General features: G+C 45.0%; 27 protein-coding genes. 16 read left to right on the top strand and 11 right to left on the bottom strand.

Annotated elements, in window-relative coordinates:
* Nucleotides 1-10: 10 nt before the first annotated feature.
* Both QUA33_RS22315 and QUA33_RS22310 read right to left on the bottom strand, forming a co-directional pair.
* A complete protein-coding gene (locus QUA33_RS22315) occupies nt 11-685 on the bottom strand; it encodes a Uma2 family endonuclease (RefSeq protein ID WP_333151237.1) in 675 nt (224 codons plus the stop codon).
* A gap of 166 nt (nt 686-851) precedes the next feature.
* Nucleotides 852-3,908 (bottom strand): tetratricopeptide repeat protein, encoded by a 3,057-nt coding sequence (locus QUA33_RS22310; protein ID WP_333151235.1) that lies wholly within the window; start codon nt 3,906-3,908, stop codon nt 852-854.
* Nucleotides 3,909-4,298: 390 nt separating this feature from the next.
* Between QUA33_RS22310 and QUA33_RS22305 the strand changes: the two genes are divergently transcribed.
* On the top strand, nt 4,299-4,568 hold the full coding sequence (locus tag QUA33_RS22305; RefSeq protein WP_333151233.1) for a hypothetical protein: 270 nt from the start codon (nt 4,299-4,301) through the stop codon (nt 4,566-4,568).
* Nucleotides 4,569-4,767: 199 nt separating this feature from the next.
* A complete protein-coding gene (locus QUA33_RS22300) occupies nt 4,768-5,472 on the top strand; it encodes a hypothetical protein (protein WP_333151232.1) in 705 nt (234 codons plus the stop codon).
* Between the two features lie 453 nt (nt 5,473-5,925).
* Here the strand turns inward: QUA33_RS22300 and QUA33_RS22295 are convergent, their stop codons facing one another.
* Nucleotides 5,926-6,372 carry an NADAR family protein gene (locus QUA33_RS22295; protein WP_333151230.1) on the bottom strand — a complete coding sequence of 149 codons (447 nt, stop codon included), beginning with the start codon at nt 6,370-6,372 and terminating at the stop codon, nt 5,926-5,928.
* A 48-nt stretch (nt 6,373-6,420) separates the two neighbouring features.
* Complete coding sequence (locus QUA33_RS22290) at nt 6,421-7,134, bottom strand: hypothetical protein (RefSeq protein ID WP_333151228.1); 714 nt, start codon at nt 7,132-7,134, stop codon at nt 6,421-6,423.
* A gap of 121 nt (nt 7,135-7,255) precedes the next feature.
* Between QUA33_RS22290 and QUA33_RS22285 the strand changes: the two genes are divergently transcribed.
* The 7 genes from QUA33_RS22285 to QUA33_RS22255 all read left to right on the top strand — a co-directional run bounded on the left by QUA33_RS22285 (nt 7,256) and on the right by QUA33_RS22255 (nt 13,022).
* Nucleotides 7,256-8,326, top strand: coding sequence for a dipeptide epimerase (locus QUA33_RS22285; protein WP_333151226.1), 1,071 nt, complete (start codon nt 7,256-7,258; stop codon nt 8,324-8,326).
* 31 nt (nt 8,327-8,357) lie between these two features.
* Entirely contained in the window at nt 8,358-9,140 is a 783-nt protein-coding gene (locus QUA33_RS22280; RefSeq protein ID WP_333151224.1) for a Uma2 family endonuclease, read from the top strand.
* Nucleotides 9,141-9,221: 81 nt separating this feature from the next.
* On the top strand, nt 9,222-10,271 hold the full coding sequence (locus QUA33_RS22275; protein ID WP_333151222.1) for a DUF1611 domain-containing protein: 1,050 nt from the start codon (nt 9,222-9,224) through the stop codon (nt 10,269-10,271).
* Nucleotides 10,272-10,314: 43 nt separating this feature from the next.
* Entirely contained in the window at nt 10,315-10,944 is a 630-nt protein-coding gene (locus QUA33_RS22270) for a restriction endonuclease subunit R (protein ID WP_333151220.1), read from the top strand.
* Nucleotides 10,944-11,420 (top strand): GNAT family N-acetyltransferase, encoded by a 477-nt coding sequence (locus tag QUA33_RS22265; protein ID WP_333151219.1) that lies wholly within the window; start codon nt 10,944-10,946, stop codon nt 11,418-11,420. Before QUA33_RS22270 ends, QUA33_RS22265 begins: the two co-directional genes overlap by 1 nt.
* A 914-nt stretch (nt 11,421-12,334) precedes the next feature.
* Complete coding sequence (locus tag QUA33_RS22260) at nt 12,335-12,622, top strand: NfeD family protein (protein ID WP_333101688.1); 288 nt, start codon at nt 12,335-12,337, stop codon at nt 12,620-12,622.
* 112 nt (nt 12,623-12,734) lie between these two features.
* Nucleotides 12,735-13,022 (top strand): NfeD family protein, encoded by a 288-nt coding sequence (locus QUA33_RS22255; RefSeq protein ID WP_333061510.1) that lies wholly within the window; start codon nt 12,735-12,737, stop codon nt 13,020-13,022.
* Between the two features lie 280 nt (nt 13,023-13,302).
* On the opposite strand, the gene QUA33_RS22250 is transcribed toward QUA33_RS22255, so the two are convergent.
* A complete protein-coding gene (locus QUA33_RS22250; protein WP_333151217.1) occupies nt 13,303-14,433 on the bottom strand; it encodes an Rpn family recombination-promoting nuclease/putative transposase in 1,131 nt (376 codons plus the stop codon).
* A gap of 56 nt (nt 14,434-14,489) precedes the next feature.
* Between QUA33_RS22250 and QUA33_RS22245 the strand changes: the two genes are divergently transcribed.
* The 3 genes from QUA33_RS22245 (at nt 14,490) to QUA33_RS22235 (ending at nt 16,912) form a co-directional block, all read left to right on the top strand.
* Nucleotides 14,490-14,816, top strand: a complete 327-nt coding sequence (locus QUA33_RS22245; protein ID WP_333151215.1) for an XRE family transcriptional regulator — start codon at nt 14,490-14,492, stop codon at nt 14,814-14,816.
* Between the two features lie 237 nt (nt 14,817-15,053).
* Complete coding sequence (glyQ, locus tag QUA33_RS22240) at nt 15,054-15,932, top strand: glycine--tRNA ligase subunit alpha (protein ID WP_190660228.1); 879 nt, start codon at nt 15,054-15,056, stop codon at nt 15,930-15,932.
* A 212-nt stretch (nt 15,933-16,144) separates the two neighbouring features.
* A complete protein-coding gene (locus QUA33_RS22235) occupies nt 16,145-16,912 on the top strand; it encodes an ATP-binding cassette domain-containing protein (RefSeq protein ID WP_333151247.1) in 768 nt (255 codons plus the stop codon).
* Nucleotides 16,913-16,965: 53 nt separating this feature from the next.
* On the opposite strand, the gene QUA33_RS22230 is transcribed toward QUA33_RS22235, so the two are convergent.
* The 3 genes from QUA33_RS22230 to QUA33_RS22220 all read right to left on the bottom strand — a co-directional run bounded on the left by QUA33_RS22230 (nt 16,966) and on the right by QUA33_RS22220 (nt 20,794).
* Entirely contained in the window at nt 16,966-18,543 is a 1,578-nt protein-coding gene (locus tag QUA33_RS22230) for a DHA2 family efflux MFS transporter permease subunit (RefSeq protein WP_333151213.1), read from the bottom strand.
* Nucleotides 18,544-18,719: 176 nt separating this feature from the next.
* On the bottom strand, nt 18,720-19,991 hold the full coding sequence (locus QUA33_RS22225) for an MFS transporter (RefSeq protein ID WP_333151211.1): 1,272 nt from the start codon (nt 19,989-19,991) through the stop codon (nt 18,720-18,722).
* Nucleotides 19,992-20,281: 290 nt separating this feature from the next.
* Nucleotides 20,282-20,794 carry a DUF2808 domain-containing protein gene (locus tag QUA33_RS22220; protein WP_333098037.1) on the bottom strand — a complete coding sequence of 171 codons (513 nt, stop codon included), beginning with the start codon at nt 20,792-20,794 and terminating at the stop codon, nt 20,282-20,284.
* Between the two features lie 444 nt (nt 20,795-21,238).
* On the opposite strand from QUA33_RS22220, the gene QUA33_RS22215 reads away from it, so the two are divergent.
* From QUA33_RS22215 to QUA33_RS22205, 3 genes are all read left to right on the top strand, one after another.
* Nucleotides 21,239-22,387, top strand: a complete 1,149-nt coding sequence (locus QUA33_RS22215) for a Re/Si-specific NAD(P)(+) transhydrogenase subunit alpha (RefSeq protein ID WP_333076316.1) — start codon at nt 21,239-21,241, stop codon at nt 22,385-22,387.
* 296 nt (nt 22,388-22,683) lie between these two features.
* Nucleotides 22,684-22,977 carry an NAD(P) transhydrogenase subunit alpha gene (locus QUA33_RS22210; protein WP_006633295.1) on the top strand — a complete coding sequence of 98 codons (294 nt, stop codon included), beginning with the start codon at nt 22,684-22,686 and terminating at the stop codon, nt 22,975-22,977.
* Nucleotides 22,974-24,383: an NAD(P)(+) transhydrogenase (Re/Si-specific) subunit beta gene (locus tag QUA33_RS22205; protein ID WP_333151209.1), complete on the top strand. Its 1,410-nt coding sequence runs from the start codon at nt 22,974-22,976 to the stop codon at nt 24,381-24,383. Before QUA33_RS22210 ends, QUA33_RS22205 begins: the two co-directional genes overlap by 4 nt.
* Before the next feature lie 113 nt (nt 24,384-24,496).
* On the opposite strand, the gene QUA33_RS22200 is transcribed toward QUA33_RS22205, so the two are convergent.
* Nucleotides 24,497-24,727, bottom strand: a complete 231-nt coding sequence (locus tag QUA33_RS22200; protein WP_333151207.1) for a type II toxin-antitoxin system HicA family toxin — start codon at nt 24,725-24,727, stop codon at nt 24,497-24,499.
* Nucleotides 24,717-24,944: a type II toxin-antitoxin system HicB family antitoxin gene (locus tag QUA33_RS22195; protein ID WP_293192939.1), complete on the bottom strand. Its 228-nt coding sequence runs from the start codon at nt 24,942-24,944 to the stop codon at nt 24,717-24,719. Before QUA33_RS22195 ends, QUA33_RS22200 begins: the two co-directional genes overlap by 11 nt.
* 261 nt (nt 24,945-25,205) lie before the next feature.
* On the opposite strand from QUA33_RS22195, the gene QUA33_RS22190 reads away from it, so the two are divergent.
* Nucleotides 25,206-25,901, top strand: coding sequence for a hypothetical protein (locus QUA33_RS22190; protein ID WP_333151205.1), 696 nt, complete (start codon nt 25,206-25,208; stop codon nt 25,899-25,901).
* A 20-nt stretch (nt 25,902-25,921) separates the two neighbouring features.
* Here QUA33_RS22190 and QUA33_RS22185 read toward each other — a convergent pair whose 3' ends face one another.
* Nucleotides 25,922-26,236 carry a hypothetical protein gene (locus QUA33_RS22185; protein WP_333151203.1) on the bottom strand — a complete coding sequence of 105 codons (315 nt, stop codon included), beginning with the start codon at nt 26,234-26,236 and terminating at the stop codon, nt 25,922-25,924.
* Nucleotides 26,237-26,327 lie beyond the last annotated feature (91 nt).

Below are 26,327 nucleotides of genomic sequence, written 5' to 3'. Positions count from 1 at the left end.
TCTAAAAGTTTCAAATTTCCTCTGGATTGATACCCATTTCTCGCAATTTCTCGGATAGGCGATCGGCTTTTTGCTGTACTAACTCTTTCTCCTGTCGTTCTTGTTCCATTTGTCTTGACAACTCCACATAAGACAAAAACTTTAATCCGTCGGGACGATAAATTTCCAAGTCTCCCGATGCAGTTTCAAAACGGATCTCCAAACGCGGACTTACCCAACCCTCCATTGATTCAATATAGTTGAGTTTTCCGTCACTTCGCACCCAACCCATTAACTCATTATCCTTTAAATCGTAGAAATAACATTCTTCAACCCCATAATTATCGTAAAACTTAAAAAGCTTAAATATTGTTCCCATGCGGTTGCCAGGGGAAATGATTTCAAAGACAACTTGCGGCGCAATATTATTTTCAAGCCACTGTTGGTAGGAACCTCTGTCACCTTTGGGTCTGCCAAAGACTACCATAGTATCAGGTGCTTGGCGAGTTTTGTTATCTCCTTCGACGGGATACCACAGCAAATCACCGGCTACAAAGACATTTTCGTTGTCTTTGAATAAGGCATCTATTCCGCCTTGAATTTTTACAATTAGTTCAAACTGTTTGGTATTGTCTGACATGGGTTTGCCGTCGCTGTCGGGGTAGATGATTTCTGGCAAAGTTTGAGAGGGAATTGTTGTTGTCATGGGGATGACTCCATTGCTCGTAGCATCAATTTCTATTTTATACCTATTTTATAGGACTTACGCAGGGGGCCCAGAAACCGGGTTTTTCACGAAAAGACTTCGTTGCAATCGGCAGATTAGGTAAAAAACCCGGTTTCTTTGTCGGAGTGCGTAAGTCCTGTTTTACTTATTCTGGTTTTGTTGACACCAATGGTTCTAATAAATTGCGTTCTTCTATGGGAAGTTCTAGCAAAACTCGTCTGTCGCCCTTGGTTTCCTTATAGCGGACAGCCGCATTCAGCAGGCGCATGGGAATTTTGAATTCTTCGTAGTTGCTGGTTGGTTCTGGCCACAATTCTAACCAAGTGCGTGCGGCTTTGTCGCTTACCATTTCTGACATTAGCGCGGGGATGTTTCGCACAATTCCCTGTCCTAAGATTGAGAGATATTCGTGTTTTTCGTAAACTGCAATTAGGCTGGTGATGCGATTTTTCCATATCGCTGCATCTTGCGTGTTTGCGAACAGGTTGCTGGTAATTAACTCGGCATCATCTGCATCAGCTTCATCCCCTGGTTCAAAGCGTTGGAATGCGTCGTCTAAGGCAGCGATGCCTTCATCCCAGCGATTCAATCCGAGAATGGCAATGGCACGGTTGAAGAAGACAGATGAAGATTGATCACCAAGTTCGATTGCCTGATCGAAGGATGCTAAAGCTTCATCATAGCGTTTGAGGTTGTTGAGTACATCGCCTCGAAGTGTCCAAGCCGACTGATAATTGGCATCTAGTTCGATCACCCGATCGTAAGATGATAAGGCTTTTTCATAGCGTTCGAGGTTGCTGAGTACATCGCCTCGAACTGTCCAAGCCAATTGAAGATGGGCATCTAGTTCGATCGCGCTATCGTAAGATACTAAGGCTTCATCATAGCGTTTGAGGTTGTTGAGTACACCGCCTCGATTAACCCAAACCCATCGATAATTGGGATCTAGTTCGATCGCGCGATCGTAAGATACTAAGGCTTCATCGTAGCGTTCGAGGTTGCTGAGTACATCGCCTCGATTAGCCCAAGCCCAATGATCATTGGCATCTAGTTCGAGCGCTTTATCGTAGGATACTAAGGCTTCTTCGTAGCGTTTGAGATTGTTGAGTACATAGCCTCGCCACCTCCAAGCCCACTGATAATTGTCATCAAGTTCGATCACCCGATCAAAGGATGCTAAGGCTTCATCATAGCGTTTGAGGTTGTTGAGTACACCGCCTCGATTAGCCCAAGCCCGCTGATAATTGGCATCAAGTTCGATCGCCAGATCGTAAGATTCTAAGGCTTCTTCATAGCGTTTGAGGTTGTAGAGCACATCGCCTCGTAAAGCCCAAGCCGACTGATAATTGGCATCTAGTTCGATCGCCAGATCAAAGGATGCTAAGGCTTCTTCATAACGTTTGAGTGTGTCGAGTAAAAGACCTCGAAGAAACCAAACCCCCTGATTATTGGCATCAAATTCGATCGCCCGATCAAAGGATTCTAAGGCTTTTTCATAGTGTTTGAGGTTGTTGAGTAGATAACCTCGCTTAGCCCAATGCCACGGATCATACTCGTCAAGTTCGATCGCCCGATCCAAGGATACTAAGGCTTCATCATAGCGTTTGAGGTTGTCGAGTACATCGCCTCGATTCGCCCAAGCCCTCGCATAATTGGAGTCACTTTCAATAGCCTTATCTAAACATTCTAATGCTTCATCGTAGCGTTCCAGGCTATTTAAACAGCGTCCCTTTTCTACCCAATCCCTTGCCTCGCCGCGACTTGTTACCAATTTTTCCGCATATGCTAAAGCAGAAACATAGTCTTTCTGTTCGATACAATTTCCAATTTCATCAAAATAAGCCTTCAGACGCGGGTCTTCCTCATTTCTCTCAATAGCCTCAAGCGCCCGCGTATAATATTCTCGTTCCATCACAGCATCAGGTGGAATCGGTGTCAAACCTTGCCGATACATAAAATGACTTTCTTTCTCCACCAAATCAACATCCGCCATCCTCAATCCCAATCGCTGCTGCAATTCTTGCCGCGTATACCAAACCCGAATAAAATCCACAATTAATCGAATCGGTTGATTTCGCTGCTTCTTTACCTCCAGACAAAAACGCATCAATGGTTCCCGCAATTCATACCACGATTCCCGTCCAATTTCTTCAGTTTTCACATAACCCTTTTCTCGCAAATCTTTAAGTTGGCTAGATACAGTTCGCTGCTCAATAAAACAGCGTTTAGCAATTTGTTTTACTGGTGCAGCACCACCTTGATCGCACAAAAAGTCCACAATCTTTCGCTGCTGATTGGAAATATATTTCATCTTATCCTGATAGTATGGCGTGAGGCTATCCAGCATTTCCATGAACGGTTCTATCAATTTATCGAGCGATTCAGGAGTCATCAGAAAATCCGAAAGAACAATATAGACGCGAGGACTGCCACCAGAAAGGTAATGCACAACTTTAATGCGATCGCGCCCTGTTGGACTTTGAATAAAAGATGCTAAATCATTATTTCCTTTTAACTTGGCAAGATGATTTAATAAAGCTACAGTATCATCGAACTTAAATTCGTCTAATTCATGTAAATCAAAAAAGCCATAAAAAGGATGATTAGACAGCTTGACTCCATCAAACAAGCTTTGTGATGTTGCCAAAATTGTCAAAAAATAATTATTTTGAATATACGCCCTCAACTGCTTCTGCCCGAAATCCCCCAAGCCGCTAAACACGTCCTCTAAATTTTCGACAATCAACAACAGCACCCGCTTGCCAACAAAGTCTCTCAGCAATTCTGCGGCCTTAAATTCAGCTTGCTCCGGCGACAAATCATAAAGCTTTTCAACATCATCCTGTAACTCAGCTTCATATTCTGCCTTATATTCTTTAGCAAGTACCCGGAATATTCCCCGCAATAAATCCAAAAAAGACGCAATACTATGCCACTCTTCTTCGTGCAGCCACGCAATTAGCAATTTATCTTGCAAATCTTCCATCTTAGCAACGCGATGATAAATCAGTGAAACCAAGTGCGTTTTGCCAATGCCGCGCGGCCCAATTAGTAGTTGAAAATGCTTGTTATCTGTTAGGGCGCTCACCCGAATTAGCTCTACTAAACGTTCTGCCAGTGCGTGACGCTGTACTAAGATAGCTTCCAGGGTTTCTGGTGACATCGAGCTAGGAGTAAATTGAGAGATAAATGTATTTTTCATAATATCTATTGAGTTTAACTGGTTCCCCGGCTGTGCCTGGGAACCGATATCTAGAGGCTCTGCCTCGTCGGTTGCCGAGGAAAAGAGGAGGCAGAGCCTCCGGATCAGCGTCCCCAGGCAGAGCCGGGTAACGAGGAACTAGGTAGGAGAAAATGCTTGTTAGACAAGGCTTTGATAAGTTATACGTCTAATTTACCATAAGTTTTAAAAATATACGTTAGTTTTGTTGTATATTTTTAAAAGCAGTGTTAGACTGCCTTTAACAAGCAAACAAGCGCCCCTAGCTGTAACTAGAGACGCTTTCGATCGCTTATCAGTTTTCGGGAGCCACTGGGTGCAACCAGTAGGACTCTCATGTTGTTTATGGTCTATATAGACCGAGGATTTCTCATGACTAATTATAACAGCGAACAGCTCAATCTGTTCACCCAGCCGATCGCAGTTTTGGTGGAAATGGGCTGCAATGTTGAACGTGCTGCCGAATATACCAAATGCTCAAAAAGCTCAATCTACGATCGGCTAAGGAAAAATAAACCGTATCTGTGGCAGGTGCCCACAGGTACGTGGCAAATTTATTCTACAGGCAAAAAAGATGGCTCAATTCTTGTGAATGTTGCCTTCATTTATTCTCCGAAAGATAACAATTGGAGACTTGCTTGAGCTCAAATCTCAAGGCTGCGTTAGTCCAGTTAGTCCAAAGCTTAACGCAGCCTTCGGCCTCTTCGGTTGCTGAGGAAAACAGCAAGCAGAGCCTCCAAATCTGCGTCCCCAGGCAGAGCCGGGGAACAAGAAAAAATCTGAAAAATATTCCTTAAGACTTGTTACAATACACAAAACTTCATACTTTCCCCAACACTGGATGACCTTTTTCAACGCCTCCGAACCCCTAATCCGCAGCAAACAGGAACATCTCGACGTACAAGACCTCGAAGGCCTGTTGCAACTCCGCTGGCAAATTGGAAATATTACTCTTTTCTCAGGGCTTTATACCCGCATCGACCAAACTTTTCTGCTTTGGGGTTTGGTGACAGGGGGGATTTTTTTTACTGCTCAGTTTTTCCCTATCAGTTGGAGCTTTCAGGCGATTTTGTGGTCAACTTTGACTCTAATTGGCACTGCGGGAATGGCCGTTTTGACTTTGTTTTGGGTAAGAGTCGAGCGTGTTAGCTGGATTCTTTACTCTTGGGCGATTTTGATGATAACTGGTTTGGTTCTGACCGATTGCAGTATTTTTGTCGGTTGGGGAGGTTTGTTGCTGCATCTTTGTGATTTGTGGTTGGGGTTGAGCGCGATCGGCTATTTGTTGACGGGACTAGGTTTGCGATCGCGCACTTTTCTCCTGATCGGACTAACTCATTTATTTAGCATACCTGTATTAACATTAGTTGCACCTTGGCAATATCTAACCACAGGAATAATTATGGCGGGCTGTTTGTTGTTATTGTCCGAATTGCAGTGGGATATGCGATCGCCGATCGACAATACTTTGCTAAGCGCAGAACAGAAAGAATTTAACCGAATTCAACAGCAACTGAGGCAGAGTGGCGCGATTATATCCAAATAAATCACAAATGTAAAGAATTCTGTACAATAGCTAACACTTTCCCCAAATCCAACACAATAGAAAGATGCAGCATCAATAAAAAACACACTTTAACCAGAACAGGAGTTTTGCTGTTTGACCTGTAAATCGCCAACCTAAGGAGAACGGTGTCCGGGAGGCGACTGGCGAACAAATGCTGTACTTGTGACGATAAAAGTTAATTCGGGTTGACAGTAGTTGTTGAAATCAAAATGTGGTGCAGGGTTTTTACCGTTTCCCCTGCTTTGCAGTCTTCTCGGAGAGGCTAAACCCTCTACCAGAACAGCCTGAGGAGATTGGCACAAAATTCGACTGTTTGTCAGGCGGATTTTTGAGTCAGCGTGTTTAATAAAATTGGGAAAATGCTCGCTTAGAGCTTTGCAGGACTTACTATTAAACAAGTCCTGCTTTATGATGGGCAACTTAAATTAGGTTTTACTCGAACGTGCGTTTTCGGAATATTTCCCTTACTTCCATTAAAATCTGGCCCAACATATTTTTGCCGCTGCCATCTTTACCGCAACCCCAATAGTAATCACTAGGGGAATTTTCGACTATTTCCTCATCGCCAGTAGCTAGTAAAATTTCTCTAATTTCGGCATGAGTTTCAAATTTGCGGAGTACGGCTTTTCGCATAATATCATCTTTGACTTGTTCCCAATCTTTGCGGAGAGGACGAGAGCGATCGCGCCCCATCTTTGCGGCATCTTTCGGCGTTTTTGCTTGGCGAATTTGGTCGCAATGAGCCGTTTTGGGAAACTTTTGTGCTTGAAAATAATGCTCAGTAGTTGACCAATATTCTCCGTCTAACTCGAATCCATGACTGGAAAAATTAGAAAAACAGCCGTATTCGCTGCCAGTGGTGTAGAAGTAGATAGGCATAAAGTCGGCAATTTCAATTTCGTTAAGAATGTTGGTCGATCGTCAGTTTTACCTCTCTCGATTATCCACTATCTTCAACCGCAAATCAATAGTTTCGAGATGGGAACCGATGTAAGACAGCAGGGCATAGATAAATACGATCACCCCTACCATTTCCAAAATTTCCTCAACAGAAGCCATCAAACCGTAGATCAAATTTCTCTGGCCTACTGCATCTGCATAATAGCCACAAACCATTTCCATGCCAAGTGCTCCACCGACATATATACTGCCTGCCAGTAAAAATAAATCCCTGGTTTTCCGGGGTAAGTGCCGGAGAAATTTGAGATAAGCCAGCCCAGTAACCACAACAAAAATGGTCCCCGGAATCACCCAAATGAAGTAAAAAAGTCCTCCTAAATCCAGTGCCTTTCGCAAGTCGTTAATAATTAATATTTCGTGCAAACTCAAAATTTCATCTAAAGAAAAAAATACAAACATCAACGCCAGCGCTTTCCAGTGTCCAAAATACCGATCGCCCTGCTTCTTCTTAGCACTAGCAATAATACCTAGCAAGATCCCGCAAAACAGCAAAGTAAATGACGAGTACCACGAAGGATAATTTATTTCTTGGTCTAAGTTAAACAAACTAATCCAGCGTTCTTTATAGTTAAAACCGTAGCGCAGAACTTGTACGATGCAACCAGCAACAGCAAAGAAGAACACCCAAATGCTGAGAGAGAAGGCAACTCTCTTCGGCGAAACAGAAATAAGGAATTTCATCAAGTTTTTGATAAACTAGAACAAGCAAAATCAAACTATAAAGTAAAAAGTTAAAAATGGCAATAGCGGCGCAATCCGCCACCTCGGATTTTTATCTACAAAAAATAACCCATCACTGACAATGCACGTTCAAATTGAAACATTCACTGTCCGCAAGCGGTTTGCCCTTACCATCAGCCGCGGTACAACAGCCCAAAGTACCAATTTATGGGTGAAGCTAGAACACGAAGGAATCGAAGGCTGGGGAGAAGCTTCGCCGTTTTCCACAGGTTCTCGGCCCCAAACTACCGCAATTCTGCTAGCTGCATTGCAGGAAGTTGCACCGCTTCTAGAAAAGTTTACTCCGTTCGATCGCCAAAAAATCGAACAAGTATTAACAGAGGTTAACTTACCCTCAGCCGCCCGCGCCGGCATCGACATGGCAATGCACGACTGGCTGGGAAAAAAAGCAGGCTTGCCGCTGTGGAAAATGTGGGGATTAGATCGATCGCGCATTGTCCCCACCTCGGTCACAATCGGCATTAATTCGCCGTCTGGTGCAAGAGAAAGAGTGCGCGATTGGTTTGGCAAAGATCCAGCAAGTATCAAATACCGCGCCGTCAAAGTAAAATTAGGAAATTCCGCAGGAATCGAAGCCGACAAAGCTATGTTAATAGCAGTGCTAGACGAAGCACCAGCTAACATTAAAATCAGTGTAGATGCTAATGGTGGTTGGAGTTTAAACAGCGCGATCGAAATGTGTCATTGGCTGGCAAAATACAAGATAAATTATGTAGAACAGCCGCTTTCATCTGTCGCCGATATGGATGAATTCTCAGAACTGTACCGTCAATCGCCGCTGCCAATTTTTGCTGATGAAAGTTGCTTTAATAGTTCCGATATACCCAAGTTAGCGCACTGCGTCCACGGCATCAATATCAAAATGATGAAGTCAGGGGGATTGACCGAAGCAATGCGGATGATTCACACAGCAAAAGCCTGCAATTTGCAAGTAATGTTCGGCTGCTATTCAGATAGCGCGATCGCAAATACAGCAGCAGCACAACTTTCACCGCTAGCTGACTATTTGGATTTGGACAGTCACTTAAATTTATTAGACGATCCTTTTAACGGTGCGATCGTCGAAAATGGGTGTTTGCTGCCAAACGGGCGATCGGGATTGGGAGTGCAGCGAATGAAGATTGTAGAATAGAAGTATCGCTCAAAATAAATCTGGAGATAGTATGATACCAGTAGAATCAATAGGACAGGGAATTGATAGAGAAGCAAAACTTTTTTTTGAAGAACATAAACCGCCGACTGATTTAATTTTTGATGATGGTGCAGAAATGGAAAGCAACCGCCACCGTATAGCAATGACCGTTTTAATCCGTTCCGTAGAACAAGGTTTAGCTAACCGGAACGATTTTTTTGTCGGTGGCAATATGTTTATTTATTACAGCGCTAAACAGATTCGCAATCAGGATTTCCGAGGCCCGGATTTTTTCGCTGTGTTGGGTGTAGACAGCAATACTTCTCGACAAGGCTGGGTAGTTTGGGAAGAAAACGGACGTTACCCGGATGTGATTGTGGAACTGCTGTCGCCGTCAACGGCAAATCAGGATACAGGCAAAAAAAAAGATATTTACGAGCAGATTTTTAGAACTCCTGATTACTTTGTTTTCGATCCTTTCGATCCGAATTCTTTGCAAGGATGGCGTTTAGATGCCAGCCTGCGTTATCAGCCGTTAGTTCCCAACGAGCGGGGTTGGCTGTGGTGCGAAACGTTAGGTTTTTGGTTGGGCACTTGGGAAGGAATTGTCGATCGAGAAACAGCGACTTGGGTGCGTTTTTTCGATGAATCTGGCAATTTAGTTTTGTTGCCAGAGGAAGCCGCTCAACAGCAAGCCGAAGCCGCTCAACAACAAGCGGAACAGGAACGCCAGCGAGCCTCGCGACTAGAGGCCAGATTGCGAGAATTGGGACAAGATCCGAATGATCTTACCCTGAACCAAAATCACAGCTAACACCCAATCGATTTTAGATTTTAGATTTTAGATTTTAGATTGAAGCTAAAATCTAAAATCGCCCGTATCAAAAGTGAATCAATGACTAAAAACTATCCGATCAAAAATGGTAAAGTTGCAATCCTGCTGCACGAGGGAATTATTGGCCCTTCGGGCAAAACAGGTTTAGCCTTTTTGCGCTACAGCGAAGCACAAATTGTAGCAGTAATAGACCGCCAATGTGCCGGACAATCTTTACCTGAATTAACGGGCATTCCTCAACAAGTACCGATAGTTGCTTCTGTAACAGAAGCACTGCAATTTGCGGCGGATATTCTGCTAATTGGTATCGCTCCTTCCGGCGGTGTTTTGCCTGCCGAATGGCTGCCAGAAATTAATCAAGCGGTAGCAGCAGGTTTGTCAGTTGTCAACGGTTTGCACGCGAAACTTGCACCTTTGATCACAGTTCCGTTAACCGAAAATCAATGGATTTGGGACGTGCGTCAGGAACCGAAATCTGTCGGTGCGATCGCCTCTGCCGCCGCCGCTAAATTAAGCTGTCGCCGCGTGTTAACTGTCGGCACAGATATGAGCGTTGGCAAAATGTCAACCAGTTTGGAACTCAATCGCACTTGCTTGCAGCGGGGTTTGCGTTCCAAATTTTTAGCAACCGGACAAACGGGTTTAATGATCGGAAATGAAGGCCTTCCTTTGGATGCAGTGCGAGTTGATTTTGCCGCTGGTGCTGTCGAACAAATGGCGATAAAATTGGGTGCTGAATGCGATATTCTGCACGTAGAAGGGCAAGGTTCGCTATTGCATCCAGGTTCGACGGCGACTCTGCCGCTGTTGCGGGGTTCGCAGCCAACTCACTTGATTTTAGCCCACAGATCCGGACAAACTAGCATTCGCAATCACCCGCACGTATCGATTCCCAGGTTATCAAAGGTGGTTGAATTGTACGAAATGGTAGCTGCTGCTGCGGGTGCTTTTTCAGGGGGGAAAGTGAGCGCGATCGCCCTCAACACTCATCACTTAAATGAGGCAGATGCGCTGTTAGCAATAACTGAAGTTGAAGCAGAAACGGGATTGCCTTGTACCGATGCGGTAAGGTTTGGCGCGGAGGTTTTGTGGGAGGCGATCGACAGTTGATATGCTACAATAAATTACAACTAGCAAATCGCTACAGAAAACTATGACACAATCACTTCAAGCAAAAACACTGACACTGCGTGAGGTCAAAACAAAATTTAACTTGCAACTTGCAGAAGACGAGCAATTTTTTCGGGAGTGGATGGACGATTTACCAGAAATTACTGATGAAGAAAAGCGATATCTAGACAAAGTAAAAGCTGGCTACACTAACAGTGCTGAGTACCCCATGATAGAAGATACCGTCAAAATGGTGGTACTGGCTCCCTTGCTATTTTTAGCAGATTTTTACCTGACTCCCTTTCACATAGAGTCAGAAAAATCGGTGGAACTGGTTACAGTGGATGAAGATATACTTGTCAGAGGAAGCATTGATATTCTGCTTTTAATGGAATCTTTTTGGGTTGTGGCAATCGAAGCCAAGCGAGCTCAATACTCCCTTGAGGCAGGACTTCCCCAGCTACTCTTTTATATGCTGAGTAACCCCAATCCAGACAGACCAACTTTTGGGCTTCTGACAAATGGCAGCAACTTCAGATTTATCAAATTGATTAAACAAGACACTTCGCAGTACGCTTTATCTTATGAGTTCGTAATCGATCGCGCTAATGACTTTTACGAGGTATTCCGCATTTTTAAACGAATTGCTGCTGTAGTTACCAACTATAACTAATGACTGAAACTTCTTTTTCCTTACCGTCTGAATGCGCCATCCGCCAGGCCTCAGTTCAAGATATCAAATCAATTAGAAAGTTAGTTTGGAGCGCCAAACTCGACCCAACTCAGTTGCGCTGGGAGCAATTCTGGGTCATCGAATGCGAGGGAAAATTGGCAGCTTGCGGACAGTTGCGGAACTTTGCGGGCGCGCAAGAATTGGGCAGTTTGGTGGTGGCGAAAGATTGGCGCGATCGAGGTTTGGGAAGCTACCTCACAAAATATTTAATTCAACAAGCTACAGAACCGCTATATTTAGAATGTTTGGGAAAGCGACTCGCATCATTTTATACTCGCTTTGGATTCGTAGAAGTTTCCGTACAAGAATTGCCGCAGTCGCTTAAATTCAAGTTCGGTTTGTCTCAATTAGCTAAAACTTTATTCAAAATTCCTGTAACAATTATGCAGTATCAAGCAGGTTGTCTACAATTATGACTTTTATGAATTTAAGATTCTGAATTTATGAATGGATTTTAAGTTCGACCTGTTCAATAATTGGATAACAGGGTGCGATCGACCTGCAGCGATCAAAAACTCCTACCGCCTCCTGATATCTGCGTCAATCTCGATCGCCTATTTTCTATTTCTAAAGAGGTAGGTACCAATCAACATCGCATGGGGAGCGCGGGTAAGACGCGAAGTTTACTTGCTTGTATCGTAGATCCGCTTACGGGCCCCTAATGGCGCACAGGGTGTCAGAAACCGGGTTTTTAGGGGTTTGGTGCGTAAGTCACGAACTAGATATGTATGGATATTCCGGATTGGGCGATCGAGACTGCGTAAGTTCATAATTCACCGTTTGCGGTAGTCCACTTAGCTAAATTGGCACAGCTACCAGCCTGATAGGTAGGCATAAACCTTTGCAAAATCGTTGTTTGTAGGTTGGCAAGTGTCCTGTGCCAGTACCGGACTCGGAAAGTGGACTGGCGATCGCACCAAAGATATTGGACTCCTGGCAAATTAGTAAGTGTAAAGCAAGTGAGTCACAACCCAATCAAAACATACAACCCAAAAATAAAACATTTTCACAGCAGTAGTAATGCGGAATCAGCCAATCTCTAATGTAGCTAACCACATCTACCCTTAAGGTAAATCCCACCAACTCCTCAACCACTAAATCCTTAATTCAATACCTCGGAATTATTGGATTTAGACTCACCGCAACCGCTTCTCAAATCCCCTCAACATTTCAAAAATTCTTTGCCTTTTATCCTGATAAAACCACGGAAGGCAAGAACAATGAAATATCAAGGCAATCAATCAATCTCCACCAAGGAAATGCAGCCTCTCAAATAGCATAAACAGACAATTACACATCCATATATTTTAACACCACAGGAGTAAATATCATGTTCAACGTAGTAAAAGCTTTCGGCTCGATTTTCTCTACCCAAGGATACAGCACAGCTAACAATATGCTTATCAAAAATTACGTCAACACCAATTTTAACTATTTCAACGAAGAAGCTGTCGTCGATGAATCGATTTACCCGAATCAAACAGGTCGCGTCCGCTTCCAAGGTAGCTGGTGGCCCGCACGGTGCGATCGCCAAATCACCCTCACACCGGGAGACACCGTTTATGTCATCGGCGTTGACAACATCACTCTGTTAGTTTCCCTCGCTCCCGCAGACTAAATCAGAGTATGAACAACCTGGTAATAAATTCCAACCAGGAAATGCTACTTTTCAAAGAGCATAAATAGGCGAGTAAAAATCAATATATTTTAACACAAAAGGAGTCAGGAAAATGTTCAACGTAATAAAAGCTTTCGGTTCAATTTTTTCTACTCACACCTACAGCACAGAAAAGAATCTCTTAATGGATAACTACATCAACACCAATTTTAACTACTTCAACGAAGAAGCTGTCGTCGATGAATCGATTTATCCGAATCAAACAGGTCGCGTCCGCTTCCAAGGTAGCTGGTGGCCCGCACGGTGCGATCGCCAAATCACCCTCACACCGGGAGACACGGTTTATGTCATCGGCGTTGACAACATCACTCTGTTAGTTTCCCTGGCTCCTGCAGACTAAACTAGAAAGTAATCTCAACTTTTTCACTGTCAGAACCCCGACTTATTCAAGAAGTCGGGGTTCTGACTATTCTGTTTTTTAGTGACAATTTGGCGATCGCTTCCACTCAACACCTGATATCAAATCCGGTAGCATTGGAATTATTCCTCTCTGTATTCTCTCCCTCTGCGTTCTCTGCGCCCTCTGCGGTTAAATCGTTCCGATGCAACCGGAAACGATATGACGCAAGACAGCAATATCTGCCTCTGTTTATTTGCCAGTAGAAATATGGTCGATCGCGCTACAATAAAATGGCATTTGTGAGAGCTTGTTTGTTGAGGCGATCGCGCAGTTGAGATTCGCTAGTTTCTCGGGTGACTGCTGCTTTTTCTGATGGCTTAGCGGGCGGTAGTGGTTCGAGCAGTTGGGCTTGAGCTTCCTGAATTGAAGGGTAATTTTCAGCCCAGGATGAAATCGCTTCTGAAAGGACATCGATCTCATCGGATAAGGGCTCAATTAGCTGGGCTAGTTCGGTTAATTGTTCGGCCCCGAAGAGCGATCGCTGCTGAGTTAATAGTTCGATAAATGAGTCGATCTTTTGTTCGGGGAGTGACATCGATTCCCGTTGGATTTTGTTAATTGTTTGCCGAACAAATTCGAGAGACAAATCTAATAATTGCGCGATCGTCTCTAAATTTATCCCCAGCCCGATCGTGCGACGAATGGCTTCTAACTTCGCCTGCCTCTCACCTTGTTCGAGTCCTTCTTCTAAGCCTTCTTGCTTGACTTCCTGGTAAAATCGAGTTTGTCTGAGTTCGCTTAAATTCAACATGGCGGCAATTTCCTCGCGGCTTTTCTGGGGGAGTTTGTAGACGATAATTGTTTCGATGAGGTTAATTAAATCGCGTAGAACGGTTGGATCGGACAACTGTTGTCGGGCCATTGCGATCGACTGCCGTGCTTGTTCTGCTGCTGTCTCTGCTGGCTCGATTACCAGTTTAACAACTTTGACTCCCAGCGATCGATCTGCGGCTTCTGGCAATTCATCGAGGTAAATCCGTTGGACGCGCTGACTTGTTAAGAGTTCCTGAAATTGCAGCATCTGTTCGTGTTCGATGCGGCGATTGGGATAGATGACAACCACGCGCCAAGGATTGAGGGGTTTGTATTGTCGCAAATAGAGAAAGAGTTCGCCAAAGATGCGGTAGTACAAGTCGGCATCGGGTTGAAACTGAACTTCAGCCAAGTAAAATGGTTTTTCAGGTTCTTCGGTTTTGGGGAGAAATAACCCGTCGATGCGGAATGCGAGTTGTTTGATTTCGCGGGAGGTGAATTCATAGGCGGTGGCTTCGTCTGGAGGGCGATCGATCAGTTCAAAGAAGAAGCTGGGAAATTCCTGAAACAGGCTGTAGAAAATGGTGTCTGTTTTCATGAGTTGTCGATGGGAATCGAAGATGGGTACTATACCATGCCAAGAGAGGAACAACCATGACACAAGAACCGATTTTTGAAGAAAGCAGCGGTAATGTATTTGCTGACCTAGGATTGGCAGATGCTGACGAACTTTTGGCGCAGGGTAAAATCGGAATTCAGGTACTTCGTCTGTTGAAACAGCGCAACTTGGAACTGCGTGAAATGAGCGAGTTACTGGGCATTCCACAACCAGAAGTCTCTCATTTAATGAACAGAGAGTTTCAACGGTTCAGCGAGGGAAAACTACTGCTTTTCCTCAAGCGAATCGATACGGAAATTACCTTACATCTTCGCCCTCGTAATGGGGGAAATCAATCCGCTGAAACTGTGATATTGCTATAGGAATTGATGAAAGCGGATGTTAATGTCGTTCGTGATTGTATCCGCACATTCGTAAATGCCATCGCTCGATAGTTTGAGTAGCGATCGCCGAAATCGAAAAACGCAAACAGGAAAAAGCAGATTAGGGCAATTCGCTATAAATCCTGTCTTATCTAATTTGGGCATGGTTTATTTCAATCAACCCTGCCTTGAGTATGCTTAAATAAGCTTAGACACTCCCTAACCATATTTAAACCAGTGAACTTTCAATCAGTCATTGCCACCTTAAACAAATTCTGGAGCGATCGAGGATGCCTGATCGCCCAATCCTACGACACAGAAAAAGGTGCAGGAACCATGAATCCCCACACCTTTCTCAGAGCAATCGGCCCCGAACCTTGGTCAGTCGCCTACATCGAACCCTGTCGCCGCCCCACCGACGGACGCTACGGCGAAAATCCCAACCGCTTCCAACATTACTATCAATATCAAGTTTTAATTAAACCCTCTCCTCCCAACATCCAAGACATCTATTTAGACTCCCTCAGAGCATTAGGAATTAGCCCAGAAGACCACGACATTCGTTTCGTAGAAGACAACTGGGAATCGCCCACCCTCGGAGCTTGGGGCGTCGGCTGGGAAGTCTGGCTCGACGGCATGGAAATCACCCAATTTACCTACTTTCAACAGTGCGGTAGCATTGACTGTCGCCCGGTATCCATTGAAATTACCTACGGACTAGAACGCCTCGCAATGTATCTCCAAGAAGTCGATGCGATGACGAAAATTCAGTGGAAAGATGGCATCACTTACGGCGACGTTCACTTGCAAGGAGAAATAGAACAGTGTACTTATAACTTTGAAGCTTCCAATCCAGAATTGCTGTTTACTCTATTTGGATTGTACGAGCAAGAAGCCGAACAATTGACAAAAAAAGGATTGGTTTTGCCTAGTCTTGATTATGTGTTAAAATGTTCTCACACTTTCAATTTACTCGACGCTAGAGGCGTGATTTCGGTAACGGAAAGAACGCGCTACATCACAAAAATTCGCAACTTGGCGCGGCGAGTTGCTCAGCTTTATTTGGAACAGCGCGAAAAGCTGGGTTTTCCTTTAGAAAAAGCTGTAAAAGTTTGAGGAGGAAAAGGATAATGACACGGATACACGGATGAATTTAGTTGCGATCGTCCTCGACTCATACCAATTTTATAGGTCGTATCAGAGAATTCCGATCCCCCCTAACCCCCCTTAATAAGGGGGGGACAAGATTCCGATCAAAGTCCCCCTTCTTAAGGGGGATTTAGGGGTATCGAAATATGTGCAACTTTTTGGGATTTTTAATGAATTCAATGCCTAATTATTCGGAAAATAATACTGAAACAAATCCTCAACTGCGACTTGACGGTGTAAGCTTGAAAACACCGATCGCCTCAAGTCATTTGTTGGAAAATATATCATTTCAGGTACACAAGGGATCGCGCGTGGCAATTGTTGGCCCTTCAGGTGCCGGCAAAACAACGCTGTTGCGGTTGCTAAATCGCCTCAGCAGTCCCACCAGCGGCTCGATTTATCTGGAAAATACAGAATATCGCCAAATACCTGCGATCGAACTCCGCAAACAAATCACCCTCATCCTGCAAGAATCCAAGCTTTTGGGAATGTCGGTGCGAGAAGCATTGGCTTATCCTTTGAAGCTGCGGGGCGTGACTGCATCAAACATTGCTGAGAGAATTAGCGGCGCGATCGAACAACTGCACATACCCCAAGAATGGCTCGATCGCACCGAATTCCAGCTTTCCACAGGCCAAAAACAGCTCGTGGCGATCGCCCGCGGCATCATCCTGCAACCAAAAATCTTGCTTTTAGACGAGCCCACATCCGCCCTAGACGCAGGAAAAGCCGCCCACCTTTTGCAAGTATTGATACAGCTAACAAACGGCCAAACCACAATTGTAATGGTAAACCACCAATTAGAATTAGCCGAGCAATTTAGCACGCGAATTCTGCATTTACACCGCGGAAAGCTCATCGGGGACTCGCCCTCTCATCAAATAAATTGGGCGCAACTGCGGCAAAATTTAATCAAAGCAGAAGCAGAAGCCCAACAAGAATGGTGAACATTAGTAGGGTTCGCAATGTCTACCCTACCAACTGCCACCCCAAAACATAATCAATGAGCGCCCCCACCACCAGCACCCGGTTTCACCTTTTTAAAACCCAAAATAGCAATCCCACTTAACAACAAAGCAATTCCCACAAAGTAAAAACAATCATTAAAAGCCATGACATAAGCTTCGCGGCGCACAAGATTATCAATTGCCTGAATTGCTTGGTTATGCGCCACACTTGCATCAGCACCGCGACTCACAAAATACTGAGTCATTTGATTTATTCTCTCCTGCGTTGCCTGATTGTACAAAGAAACAGATTCCCCTAATCGATTCGAGTGAAATTGCTCGCGCATCGTCACCAAAGTTCCTAGGGCCGCTATCCCCATCGAACCTCCCAGATTTCGCATCATATTAAACAAACCCGAAGCAGAACCAGCCTCGTGTTTCTCCATACCAGCAGTGGCAATAGTTGACAGCGGCACCATAATCAAAGGCTGTCCCATTGCTCGCACTAATTGCGACCAACGCAACTGATCGATGCCCGTCTCGTGAGTCATGCTGGCATTCATAAAACAACTCACCGCAAACAAACTCACACCGATGCCAATCATCACCCGTATATCGATTCGCTGCATCAATTTCGGCACCATCGGCACGAGGAATAACTGCGGCACGCCACCCCACATAATCACCTCGCCAATTTGCATGGCATTGTACTGCTGAATCTGACCTAAATACAGGGGCAAAATGAACACCGAACCGTACAATCCCACCCCCAAAGAAACATTCACAACAGTTGCTAAAGCGAAATTGCGGCGACTCAATAATCGTAGGTTAATAAACGGTTTTTTTCTAGTTAGTTCAATCCAGAAAAAAGCGCTGATAAATATGGCAGAAACTATGCTTAAACGCAAAACCAAATCAGAACTAAACCAGTCTTTGCGGCTGCCTTCTTCTAACACAACTTGCAGGGAACCCAGGCCGATCGCCATTGATAGAATTCCCCACCAGTCGCCCCCTTTTAGCAGTTCGAGCCGCATCGGCGTCGGGGCGACGGCATACCACACACCTGTTAGCAGCAGCAGCCCCGGAAGCAAATTTAAATAAAAGACATATTGCCAGCCGTAATTCTCCGTCAGCCAGCCTCCCAATGTCGGCCCGATGGATGGTGCAAAAGTAGCTGTCAGGGCAAACATCGCCATGCCGACTGGTTGCTTTTTGGGCGGCAAATTTGTTAGCAAAAACGTAAAAGCCATCGGAATTAAAATCCCACCAGTCAATCCCTGGAAACCTCGAAAAACAATCATTGAAGTCAAATCCCACGCCCAAGCGCAGCACATGGAAAAGAATACAAAGAAAGCGGCATTTACCAAGATGTAGCGGCGGACTGAAAACACCTGCGATAGCCAACCAGTCAGCGGAATTACGACTATTTCTGCGACTAGATAAGAGGTGGAAATCCAAGAACCTTCTTCTAAAGTTGCGCCTAAAGCTGCTTGAATATCTTTCAGAGAAGCGTTGGTGATTTGGATGTCCAAAACCGCCATGAAAGCGCCGATCATTGTTGCCATGACGCCGATCCAGGTTTTTAAGGGAACGCGATCGCTCTGCTGTGGAATTGCACTTGTATTTGCCATTGGTTTAACCTCTGGTTGCGTAATTAATTTGGATGTTTTAACCGCAGAGGGCGCAGAGGGCGCAGAGAAAGAGAAGAGAGAATTTTACAAATTGTTGAGGATTGCTAGAAATACAGTCAGATATTAGCTTTGGGAATCTTGTTTAATGTTGGCATTTGTGATTTGACGCTAAATCGCTAGTGCGGAATTAAACCCATTTTTTGATACAGTGGTCGGATTATGTTTTTTAAAGCTGGCAACTGTTTGGTAAAAACTATGGAGCCTAAAACACAAATTATACCTCCAATGATGACTGTATTGGGAGCGCCGATATAATTTGCCAATCCGCCGGCAACTAAATTCCCAAACGGTGTCACTCCAAAAAATGCCATCGTGTATATGCTCATTACTCTTCCGCGTTTGTCGTCTTCCACAATTGTTTGCAAAAATGTGTTTCCTCCTGCAAATTGGATAATGAAACCAAAGCCAACGAACAACATCATGATTAATGACAGCCACAAGACGCGGGACAAACCAAAACCTATCAGTCCAAATCCCATAATTGCCGGTGAAATCGCAATCCACTTGCCGAGGCCAATTATACTTTTGCGCGAAATCAAATAAATCGCTCCCGTAAATGCTCCGACTCCCGAAGCAGCCATCAAAAAGCCCAGAGTTTGCGCGTCGCCGTGCAGGAGTTTGGTGGCAAAAATTGGGACTAAAACTGTGTGCGACATTCCGGTCAAACTGACTAATGATAATAGCAGTAAAATTGCTCGAATCGGGGGAAACCCGAAGGCATAAACGAATCCTTCTTTTAATCTTTGTAAGGGTTTGGTATTAGTTGCTGCAATTTTACGGGGTTTGATTTGCATCGCTAATAAGCCTGCAATTACAGCAATGTAGCTGAGTCCGTCAATAAGAAAGCAATAACTTGCGCCGACTGTAGCTATCAGCAAACCTGCCATTGCTGGGCCGATTAGTCTGGCTGCATTGAACATCGAAGCATTAATGGCGATCGCATTTGCTAAATCTTCTTTCTTTTCTACAAGTTCCGGTACAAAAGCTTGCCGTGCCGGCGCGTCAAAGGCATTAATTGCGCCTTGAAAGAAACTCAGTACCAGGATCTGCCAAATGTTCACGACTCCTGTTAGCGCTAAAAATGCTAGCGCTAAGGATTGAACCATTGCTAATATTTGAGTGGCAATTATGACTCGGTGGCGGTTCCAGCGATCGATTAAAACTCCTGCAAAAGGCAGTAAAATTAATGTGGGGATTTGACTTGTAAATCCCACCACGCCGAGCATCCAAGGTGAATCGCTCAAATTGTAGACAAGCCAAACAGTAGCGACTTGTGTCATCCAATTGCCAATCAGGGAGATGCCTTGTCCTGCAAAAAACAGGCGATAATTTCTCGATCGCAGTGCTGGAGGAATTTGTATTGTTTTGATTTTTGCTAGTAGATTCATGCGTGATTACGGCTAGAGCAATCCTATTTGATTGGTAAACATCTTGTAGGGGTAGCGCCCCTGGGCTTACCCCTAATTAGCGAAGGGCAACCATCGGGGGACTGCCCTTAGACTCATTATTACGAATCATTGAGAATTGCGATATGAGCCGAAGGTTCTATTTTACAACTCCCGAAAACCCGGATTTGAGTAGTGTAAAATTTTTCGCACAATGAAAAAATATCGCCACAGTTAAATTTAACTGTGGCGATCGCTTGGCTAATGAGAAATTACTTCCCCGAACTCTTGCCTCAATTAATGCTCAACAGCCAAGTACCGAGGTAACGCAGCAAGGGAACGTCTCCGGGGGTGCGGATGCGGACGTTGAAATGGTACATTCCGCCCGGAGATGGGTTTCTGACGTTGGAGAGTACAACCTCAACATTGTTGCCTGCAGGAATTGGTTCTTTGGGATAAATTTCTATGAATCGATTTTCTTTGTCCCAGATTACTTCTTGCAATTCTATTGTTTTGTCTTTGACGCGCACTTTAATGTCTTTTTGGTCAAATTCGCCTTTGTAGTAGTCTGGATAGGATATGTTCAGTTGGGCGATCGCCAAACTTACTTTTTTGGAAGGAATTCGCAGCCGATATCTATCGCCGCTCATCCCGGCTGTACCGTAATCCAAGCGATAGCTTAATTGGTTGGCGCGATCGGGGCCGCCGAAAATCGTGAATCCTGGCATCGACTGGGCTAAACTGATGGCGGGCAATCCAGCCACCAAGCAACCTGTAACCGCTAGTGCTGAAAATAATCGTCGCATAACAACTCCTCTAATTAAACTCTTGGTGAACCTTAAATATTGCTCGCCCGAAATTTGCGATCGTGCCTACAATATATCGAATCTCTCAGCAATTTGATGAGGGCGAGCGACCGCCGGCTGAGGTCACTTTTTTTTGCGTAATTTTTGCGTAATACTGATAACTGACATTCAGACTACAGAATTAGGCGACATAAAATTATATCATAATCGGTGGCAAACTTAACCATTTAGCGAATTTGAATGTATAAGATAAGTTAAAGATACGGGTCGAATTTGAGCGATCGGCTTTAGTATCAACGAGAGAAGTTTAGGGCAACGGCTGCTTCAATGTAAAGCAAGGCATCGGGCGATTAAAAATCGCACTTCAAGAAACCTGCGGAGGCAGGTTTTGTCTGTGTAGGCGCGGTTTCAACCGTCCTGGGAAGGCTTAAATAAGGAGAGTTCATGAAATTAGCGATCGCAAAAGAAATAGCAGCAGGAGAACGCCGGGTGGCTTTAGTACCCGACGCTGTAGCCCGATTAGTCAAACAGGGCGTCGAAGTTTGGGTTGAGGCCGGTGCCGGCGCGCAATCCTTTTTCTCGGATCTTGCTTACGAAGAAGCGGGAGCTCAGGTTGTCGCCGATACTGCTAGGCTGTGGGGCGAAGCCGATGTCGTCGTAAAAATCGGAGCCCTGCAAGAATCAGAAGTTCATCAACTCCGGGAAGGAGGCGTTTTCATCGGATTTTTGAATCCTCTGGGAGATCCAGCTTTAGTGCAGCGTTTAGCCGATCGCAAAGTAACCGCATTCAGCATGGAAATGATCCCGCGCACCAGCCGCGCTCAAAGCATGGATGCGCTGTCATCTCAGGGTAACGTCGCCGGTTACAAAGCGGTACTGATCGCAGCCGCAGCTTTGCCAAAGTATTTTCCGATGCTGACAACGGCGGCGGGTACAATTCGCCCCGCGAAAGTATTGGTAATGGGTGTGGGCGTTGCTGGCTTGCAGGCGATCGCCACGGCGCGCCGCTTGGGTGCGGTAGTCGAAGCCTTCGACATCCGCCCGGAAACAAAAGAACAAGTGCAAAGTTTGGGCGCTAAATTCCTTGATGTCGAACTCAAGGAAGAAACCGTCGCCGCCGGAGGTTACGCTAAAGAATTATCAGAAGCCGCCAAAGAATACACCCGCCAAGTGCTCACCCAACACGTCAGCGCTTCCGATGCAGTGATTACAACTGCTCAAGTTCCCGGCAGAAAAGCACCTATTTTAGTTACTAGAGAAATGGTTTCTCAAATGAAGCCCGGATCGGTAATTGTTGACCTCGCGGCCGAACAAGGTGGCAATTGCGAATGTTCTGAAGCGGGGAAAGATGTTGAATGGAACGGCGTTAATGTCATCGGCCCGATTAATGTGCCCTCGTCGATGCCCGTACACGCTAGCGAAACTTACTCGAAGAATATCTCGGCTTTACTTCAGTTGATGGTGAAAGATAAGGAACTCAATTTGAATTTTGAAGACGATATCATTGCTGGTGCTTGCGTCGCCCGCGATGGTGAGATTAGCAACCAGCGAGTTCGCGATGCTTTGGCAGCTCAGGCTTCAGCCGTAAGTTAGATTCTGTCTGTCGTTATGACGCAAAGTCCGGCAAGGGTTGAAATCCCTGCCTCAAAGCTAAAGTCCTCTTAAGAGGACTGAAGAACTGGTTAAATATCTCCAAAAAAGGCTTTTTTTGTTTGGTGACTAGGGTCAGATCCCCCCTAGCCCCCCTTAAGAAGGGGGGAACAAGAAGTATTCAAAGTCTCCCTTCTTAAGGGGGATTTAGGGGGATCGAGACTCGGCAACAAACGAGAGATCTAAAGGACTTTAGCGTTAATTTCACACCAATTACCAATTACCAATTACCAATTGTCATGGCAGAAGGATTGATTGCAGGTTTAGTGGTGTTTACTCTGGCGTCGTTTGTGGGATTTGAAGTAATTAATAAAGTCCCACCGACGCTGCACACACCTTTGATGTCGGGTTCTAATGCGATTTCGGGAATTGCGGTTTTAGGTGCAATTCTGATTTCAGGCCAAGGCAATGTGACTGTTACTTCGATTTTGGGGACGATCGCGATCGCCCTGGCCACAATTAACGTTGTCGGCGGTTTCTTAGTAACCGATCGAATGCTGCAAATGTTCAAGAAAAAAGAGGTTAAAGCGTGAGCGATTTTCTGCCCAGTGGCATTCAACTAGGTTATTTAGTTGCCGCATCTTTGTTTATTATCGGTTTGAAACAGTTGGGTTCCCCTGCAACTGCCCGTCAAGGGAATGTGTTAGCTGCGATCGGGATGTTAATTGCGATCGTCGGTACGTTGCTGGAAAAGCAAGTAGTCAGCTACGAATTGATTGCTGTCGGAATTATCATCGGTTCCATTTTGGGAACAATTATGGCGAAAACCGTCGCGATGACTGATATGCCGCAGATGGTGGGTTTGCTTAACGGTTTCGGGGGCGCGGCTTCTGCACTCGTTGCTGTGGGTGAATTCTGGCGCTATCTCAGCATCCCGGAATCGCCAACTCCAGACGCGACAATCACGATCCTTTTGGGTGTGTTGATTGGCGGAATTACTTTCACTGGTAGCCTTGTGGCGTTTGCGAAACTGCAAGAATTGCTACCGGGTGCGCCCATGACGTTTCCGCTGCAACAGCCGTTTAATGCTGCGCTGGCGATCGCACTTTTAGCGGGCAGCGGTTATATGCTGTTTAACCCGGAGAATGTGCCGGTATTCCTGGGTTTGGTGGCGATTTCCAATATTCTGGGAATCATGTTTGTGCTACCGATTGGGGGCGGCGATATGCCCGTGGTGGTGTCGCTGCTTAACTCTTATTCGGGGATTGCGGCGAGTGTGGCTGGGTTCATTTTGATGAACAATATGCTGATTATCGCCGGTGCATTGGTGGGCGCGTCGGGGATTATTTTGACGCAAATCATGTGCAAGGCGATGAATCGATCGCTTGGTAGCGTGCTGTTTAGCGCCTTTGGTAGCGGTGGCGGAAGTGCAGCAGGTGCTGCTGGGGCTGCTGGTGCTACTGACAAAACTGTTCGCAGTATCAATCTCGAAGAAAGTGCGATGATGTTGGGTTATGCGCGATCGGTTGTAATTATTCCAGGTTACGGGATGGCTGTAGCGCAAGCACAGCACGCGGTGCGCGAGTTAGCCGACGGTTTGGAAAAAATGGGTGTTGACGTGAAATACGCGATTCACCCGGTGGCTGGGCGGATGCCGGGGCACATGAATGTGCTGCTGGCGGAAGCAAACGTGCCTTATCCGCAGTTGTACGATATGGACGACATCAATCCGCAGTTTGACGAGACGGATGTGGCGTTGGTGATTGGTGCGAATGATGTAGTGAATCCGGCGGCGCGTCACGATACGGCGAGTCCGATTTACGGGATGCCGATTTTGGAGGTGGATAAGGCCAAGCATACGATCGTGATTAAGCGCGGGATGAGTGCTGGTTTTTCCGGTGTAGACAATGAGTTGTTTTACAAGGATAAGACGATGATGTTGTTTGGTAGCGCTAAGGATGTGGTTGCGAAGTTGGTTTCTGAGGTGAAGCAGTTGTAGGATTTTGCAACCGCTGATGAAGGCGGATTGACGCGGATTAACGCAGATGATTAAACCCGGTTTTTTGGATAAACCGGGTTTTTGTTTTGGGTTTGTATAGATGCTAATCTAGGCTACTCGTTCACTTCAAAAAGATATCGAGGTAATCCTGACTGCCGAATAATAGACTGCAAAGTGCCAATTTTGATTTCTGAATAATTTGGTACAGGAACCGTTACAGTTGTATTGGGTAGTCGTTGCTGCATGATAATATGACTGCCACGCTGCCGCACTTGAACAAAGTCATATTGTTCTAAAATCTGACAAACTTGAGCCGCTGATAGAACCCGCAGTTTACCCAACACTCACCTCTACACGAGTCACAAAAAATTCACTATGCAGTCGATTCTTGACTTCAGAAGGATCTGCTGTTTCAAAAAATAGTTCCAGCGCTTCGATCAGATTTTGTCGCGCTTCTTCTATATTGTCACCTTGGCTGGCAATATCAAGTTCTGGGCAAAGGGATATATAGCCGTCGCCTTCTCGTTCAATAATTGCTGTAAACTGTTGTGTTGACTTCATAATTTGAAGTGGCGGACTGCCAAGCTCAAACAATTATACTTTTACTTGAGATTATATCATATCTTTTGCTGTTCGGTGGAGACGGGCGATCGCCCTATACAATGCTAGCTTGGTTTAAATAGTCACGGGCGATCGGTGCTAGTCAAATATACCTGCGATCGGAGATTTTTTAAATATAATAAAATCCTAAAGAATTAAGATAACTGCAAAAATTGTACTAACCTTAGAGCTAAAGTCAATTAAATTAAAAACTTTTCAACTATGTCTGATCAACCTTTTAACATCCGCCAACTAAACGGTCTAGATTATGACGAAGCAGAACCACTCCTGGAAGATTATCAGGAAACGCTAATCGAGCTATTTGTCAATTCTCCCGAAGGAGAAGAATACTGTAAAACTTATCCAGACGTTGGATTTTGGATCTCGCAGTTCATTTATTACGGTTTCGGCTATGAAGGTTTTACGCTGCCTAGCATGAAAGTGGAAGATGTGGCAACTGTAGTCGAAGAGTTGTTTCCCAGGAAAGTGAGTTTGCTTTCGCCGGAAGAAGGTGAAAATGCTATCCCGGAATTATTGGCGTTCTGGCAATTTTTGAATCGAGAATTTAAACTGCGAAATGCCACTTCAATTATCAAATACCTGCGGGATATCGAGCCGGAATTTAAGGAGATTATGGAAGATTCCTCTAAATTTGGATTTGCCAAATCCTTTGTAACTCTCGGTCTGCAAGCAGGGTTTGATATGAGTACGGGGGAAGGTCTAACACAATTTCAGGAGATATATAATGCTAGCATTGCTCCTATAATGGCAGCTAAAAACTCCGATACATCGGGATTTTCCAGCAAACCGATAAGTGGTAGTGCTGTGAATGAATCTAAAGCAAGTAAAGAAAAACAAAAAAAAGCAAAAAATACGGCGGCTGAATCGAGAAAACGCAACCGCACTAAGAAAAAATGAGGTTTAGCAAGTATCTATCCTCACTTCACTCTTCTTCTGATTCTTCTCAGCATCCTGTTAGCTTCTTCACTCCCGCGAAACTTCCAAACTAATAAATAACACATCAAACAAAACCCGAAAATTCCTAATACGATCGCACTTTCTTCCGGTGAGTGGGTAGTTCTATCGAACTTCCCGCTATTGGGACTTGCTTGGATGTTATTAGTTCGATCGATCGTGCGATCGCCCGCTGGCAAGTTAAAATTGTGTTGTTCGATCGCATTACTCTTTTTAAATGTGCGATCTATTTCTTGAAATGACTTGGCCTGTTCGCAGCTTGTTAAGGATAATCCCATAAGGATAAAAATTAAGGTAATTGCTCAACTAGGGGAAAAAAGGGAGCCATGAAGAGAGAGGGCTTTTTGAATAGCTTGATAAGCAGTTAAG

This window comes from Microcoleus sp. Pol14D4, from assembly GCF_036701245.1.
Taxonomy (GTDB): Bacteria; Cyanobacteriota; Cyanobacteriia; order Cyanobacteriales; family Microcoleaceae; genus Microcoleus.
The sequence above is the reverse complement of the archived record's forward strand: the minus strand, read 5'-3'. Positions and strand labels throughout refer to the sequence as shown.

What these genes read in the sequence shown, in the direction of transcription:
- QUA33_RS22305 (WP_333151233.1), top strand. Translation starts at nt 4,299, where the DNA reads ATGACTAATTATAACAGCGAACAGCTCAATCTGTTCACCCAGCCGATC.
- QUA33_RS22215 (WP_333076316.1), top strand. Translation starts at nt 21,239, where the DNA reads ATGAAATTAGCGATCGCAAAAGAAATAGCAGCAGGAGAACGCCGGGTG.
- QUA33_RS22260 (WP_333101688.1), top strand. Translation starts at nt 12,335, where the DNA reads ATGTTCAACGTAGTAAAAGCTTTCGGCTCGATTTTCTCTACCCAAGGA.
- QUA33_RS22270 (WP_333151220.1), top strand. Translation starts at nt 10,315, where the DNA reads ATGACACAATCACTTCAAGCAAAAACACTGACACTGCGTGAGGTCAAA.
- QUA33_RS22230 (WP_333151213.1), bottom strand. Translation starts at nt 18,543, where the DNA reads ATGGCAAATACAAGTGCAATTCCACAGCAGAGCGATCGCGTTCCCTTA.
- QUA33_RS22210 (WP_006633295.1), top strand. Translation starts at nt 22,684, where the DNA reads ATGGCAGAAGGATTGATTGCAGGTTTAGTGGTGTTTACTCTGGCGTCG.
- QUA33_RS22225 (WP_333151211.1), bottom strand. Translation starts at nt 19,991, where the DNA reads ATGAATCTACTAGCAAAAATCAAAACAATACAAATTCCTCCAGCACTG.
- QUA33_RS22310 (WP_333151235.1), bottom strand. Translation starts at nt 3,908, where the DNA reads ATGAAAAATACATTTATCTCTCAATTTACTCCTAGCTCGATGTCACCA.
- QUA33_RS22300 (WP_333151232.1), top strand. Translation starts at nt 4,768, where the DNA reads ATGACCTTTTTCAACGCCTCCGAACCCCTAATCCGCAGCAAACAGGAA.
- QUA33_RS22265 (WP_333151219.1), top strand. Translation starts at nt 10,944, where the DNA reads ATGACTGAAACTTCTTTTTCCTTACCGTCTGAATGCGCCATCCGCCAG.
- QUA33_RS22275 (WP_333151222.1), top strand. Translation starts at nt 9,222, where the DNA reads ATGACTAAAAACTATCCGATCAAAAATGGTAAAGTTGCAATCCTGCTG.
- QUA33_RS22295 (WP_333151230.1), bottom strand. Translation starts at nt 6,372, where the DNA reads ATGCCTATCTACTTCTACACCACTGGCAGCGAATACGGCTGTTTTTCT.
- QUA33_RS22220 (WP_333098037.1), bottom strand. Translation starts at nt 20,794, where the DNA reads ATGCGACGATTATTTTCAGCACTAGCGGTTACAGGTTGCTTGGTGGCT.
- QUA33_RS22190 (WP_333151205.1), top strand. Translation starts at nt 25,206, where the DNA reads ATGTCTGATCAACCTTTTAACATCCGCCAACTAAACGGTCTAGATTAT.
- QUA33_RS22245 (WP_333151215.1), top strand. Translation starts at nt 14,490, where the DNA reads ATGACACAAGAACCGATTTTTGAAGAAAGCAGCGGTAATGTATTTGCT.
- QUA33_RS22255 (WP_333061510.1), top strand. Translation starts at nt 12,735, where the DNA reads ATGTTCAACGTAATAAAAGCTTTCGGTTCAATTTTTTCTACTCACACC.
- QUA33_RS22285 (WP_333151226.1), top strand. Translation starts at nt 7,256, where the DNA reads ATGCACGTTCAAATTGAAACATTCACTGTCCGCAAGCGGTTTGCCCTT.
- QUA33_RS22315 (WP_333151237.1), bottom strand. Translation starts at nt 685, where the DNA reads ATGACAACAACAATTCCCTCTCAAACTTTGCCAGAAATCATCTACCCC.
- QUA33_RS22185 (WP_333151203.1), bottom strand. Translation starts at nt 26,236, where the DNA reads ATGGGATTATCCTTAACAAGCTGCGAACAGGCCAAGTCATTTCAAGAA.
- QUA33_RS22195 (WP_293192939.1), bottom strand. Translation starts at nt 24,944, where the DNA reads ATGAAGTCAACACAACAGTTTACAGCAATTATTGAACGAGAAGGCGAC.
- QUA33_RS22235 (WP_333151247.1), top strand. Translation starts at nt 16,145, where the DNA reads ATGCCTAATTATTCGGAAAATAATACTGAAACAAATCCTCAACTGCGA.
- QUA33_RS22290 (WP_333151228.1), bottom strand. Translation starts at nt 7,134, where the DNA reads ATGAAATTCCTTATTTCTGTTTCGCCGAAGAGAGTTGCCTTCTCTCTC.
- QUA33_RS22280 (WP_333151224.1), top strand. Translation starts at nt 8,358, where the DNA reads ATGATACCAGTAGAATCAATAGGACAGGGAATTGATAGAGAAGCAAAA.
- QUA33_RS22250 (WP_333151217.1), bottom strand. Translation starts at nt 14,433, where the DNA reads ATGAAAACAGACACCATTTTCTACAGCCTGTTTCAGGAATTTCCCAGC.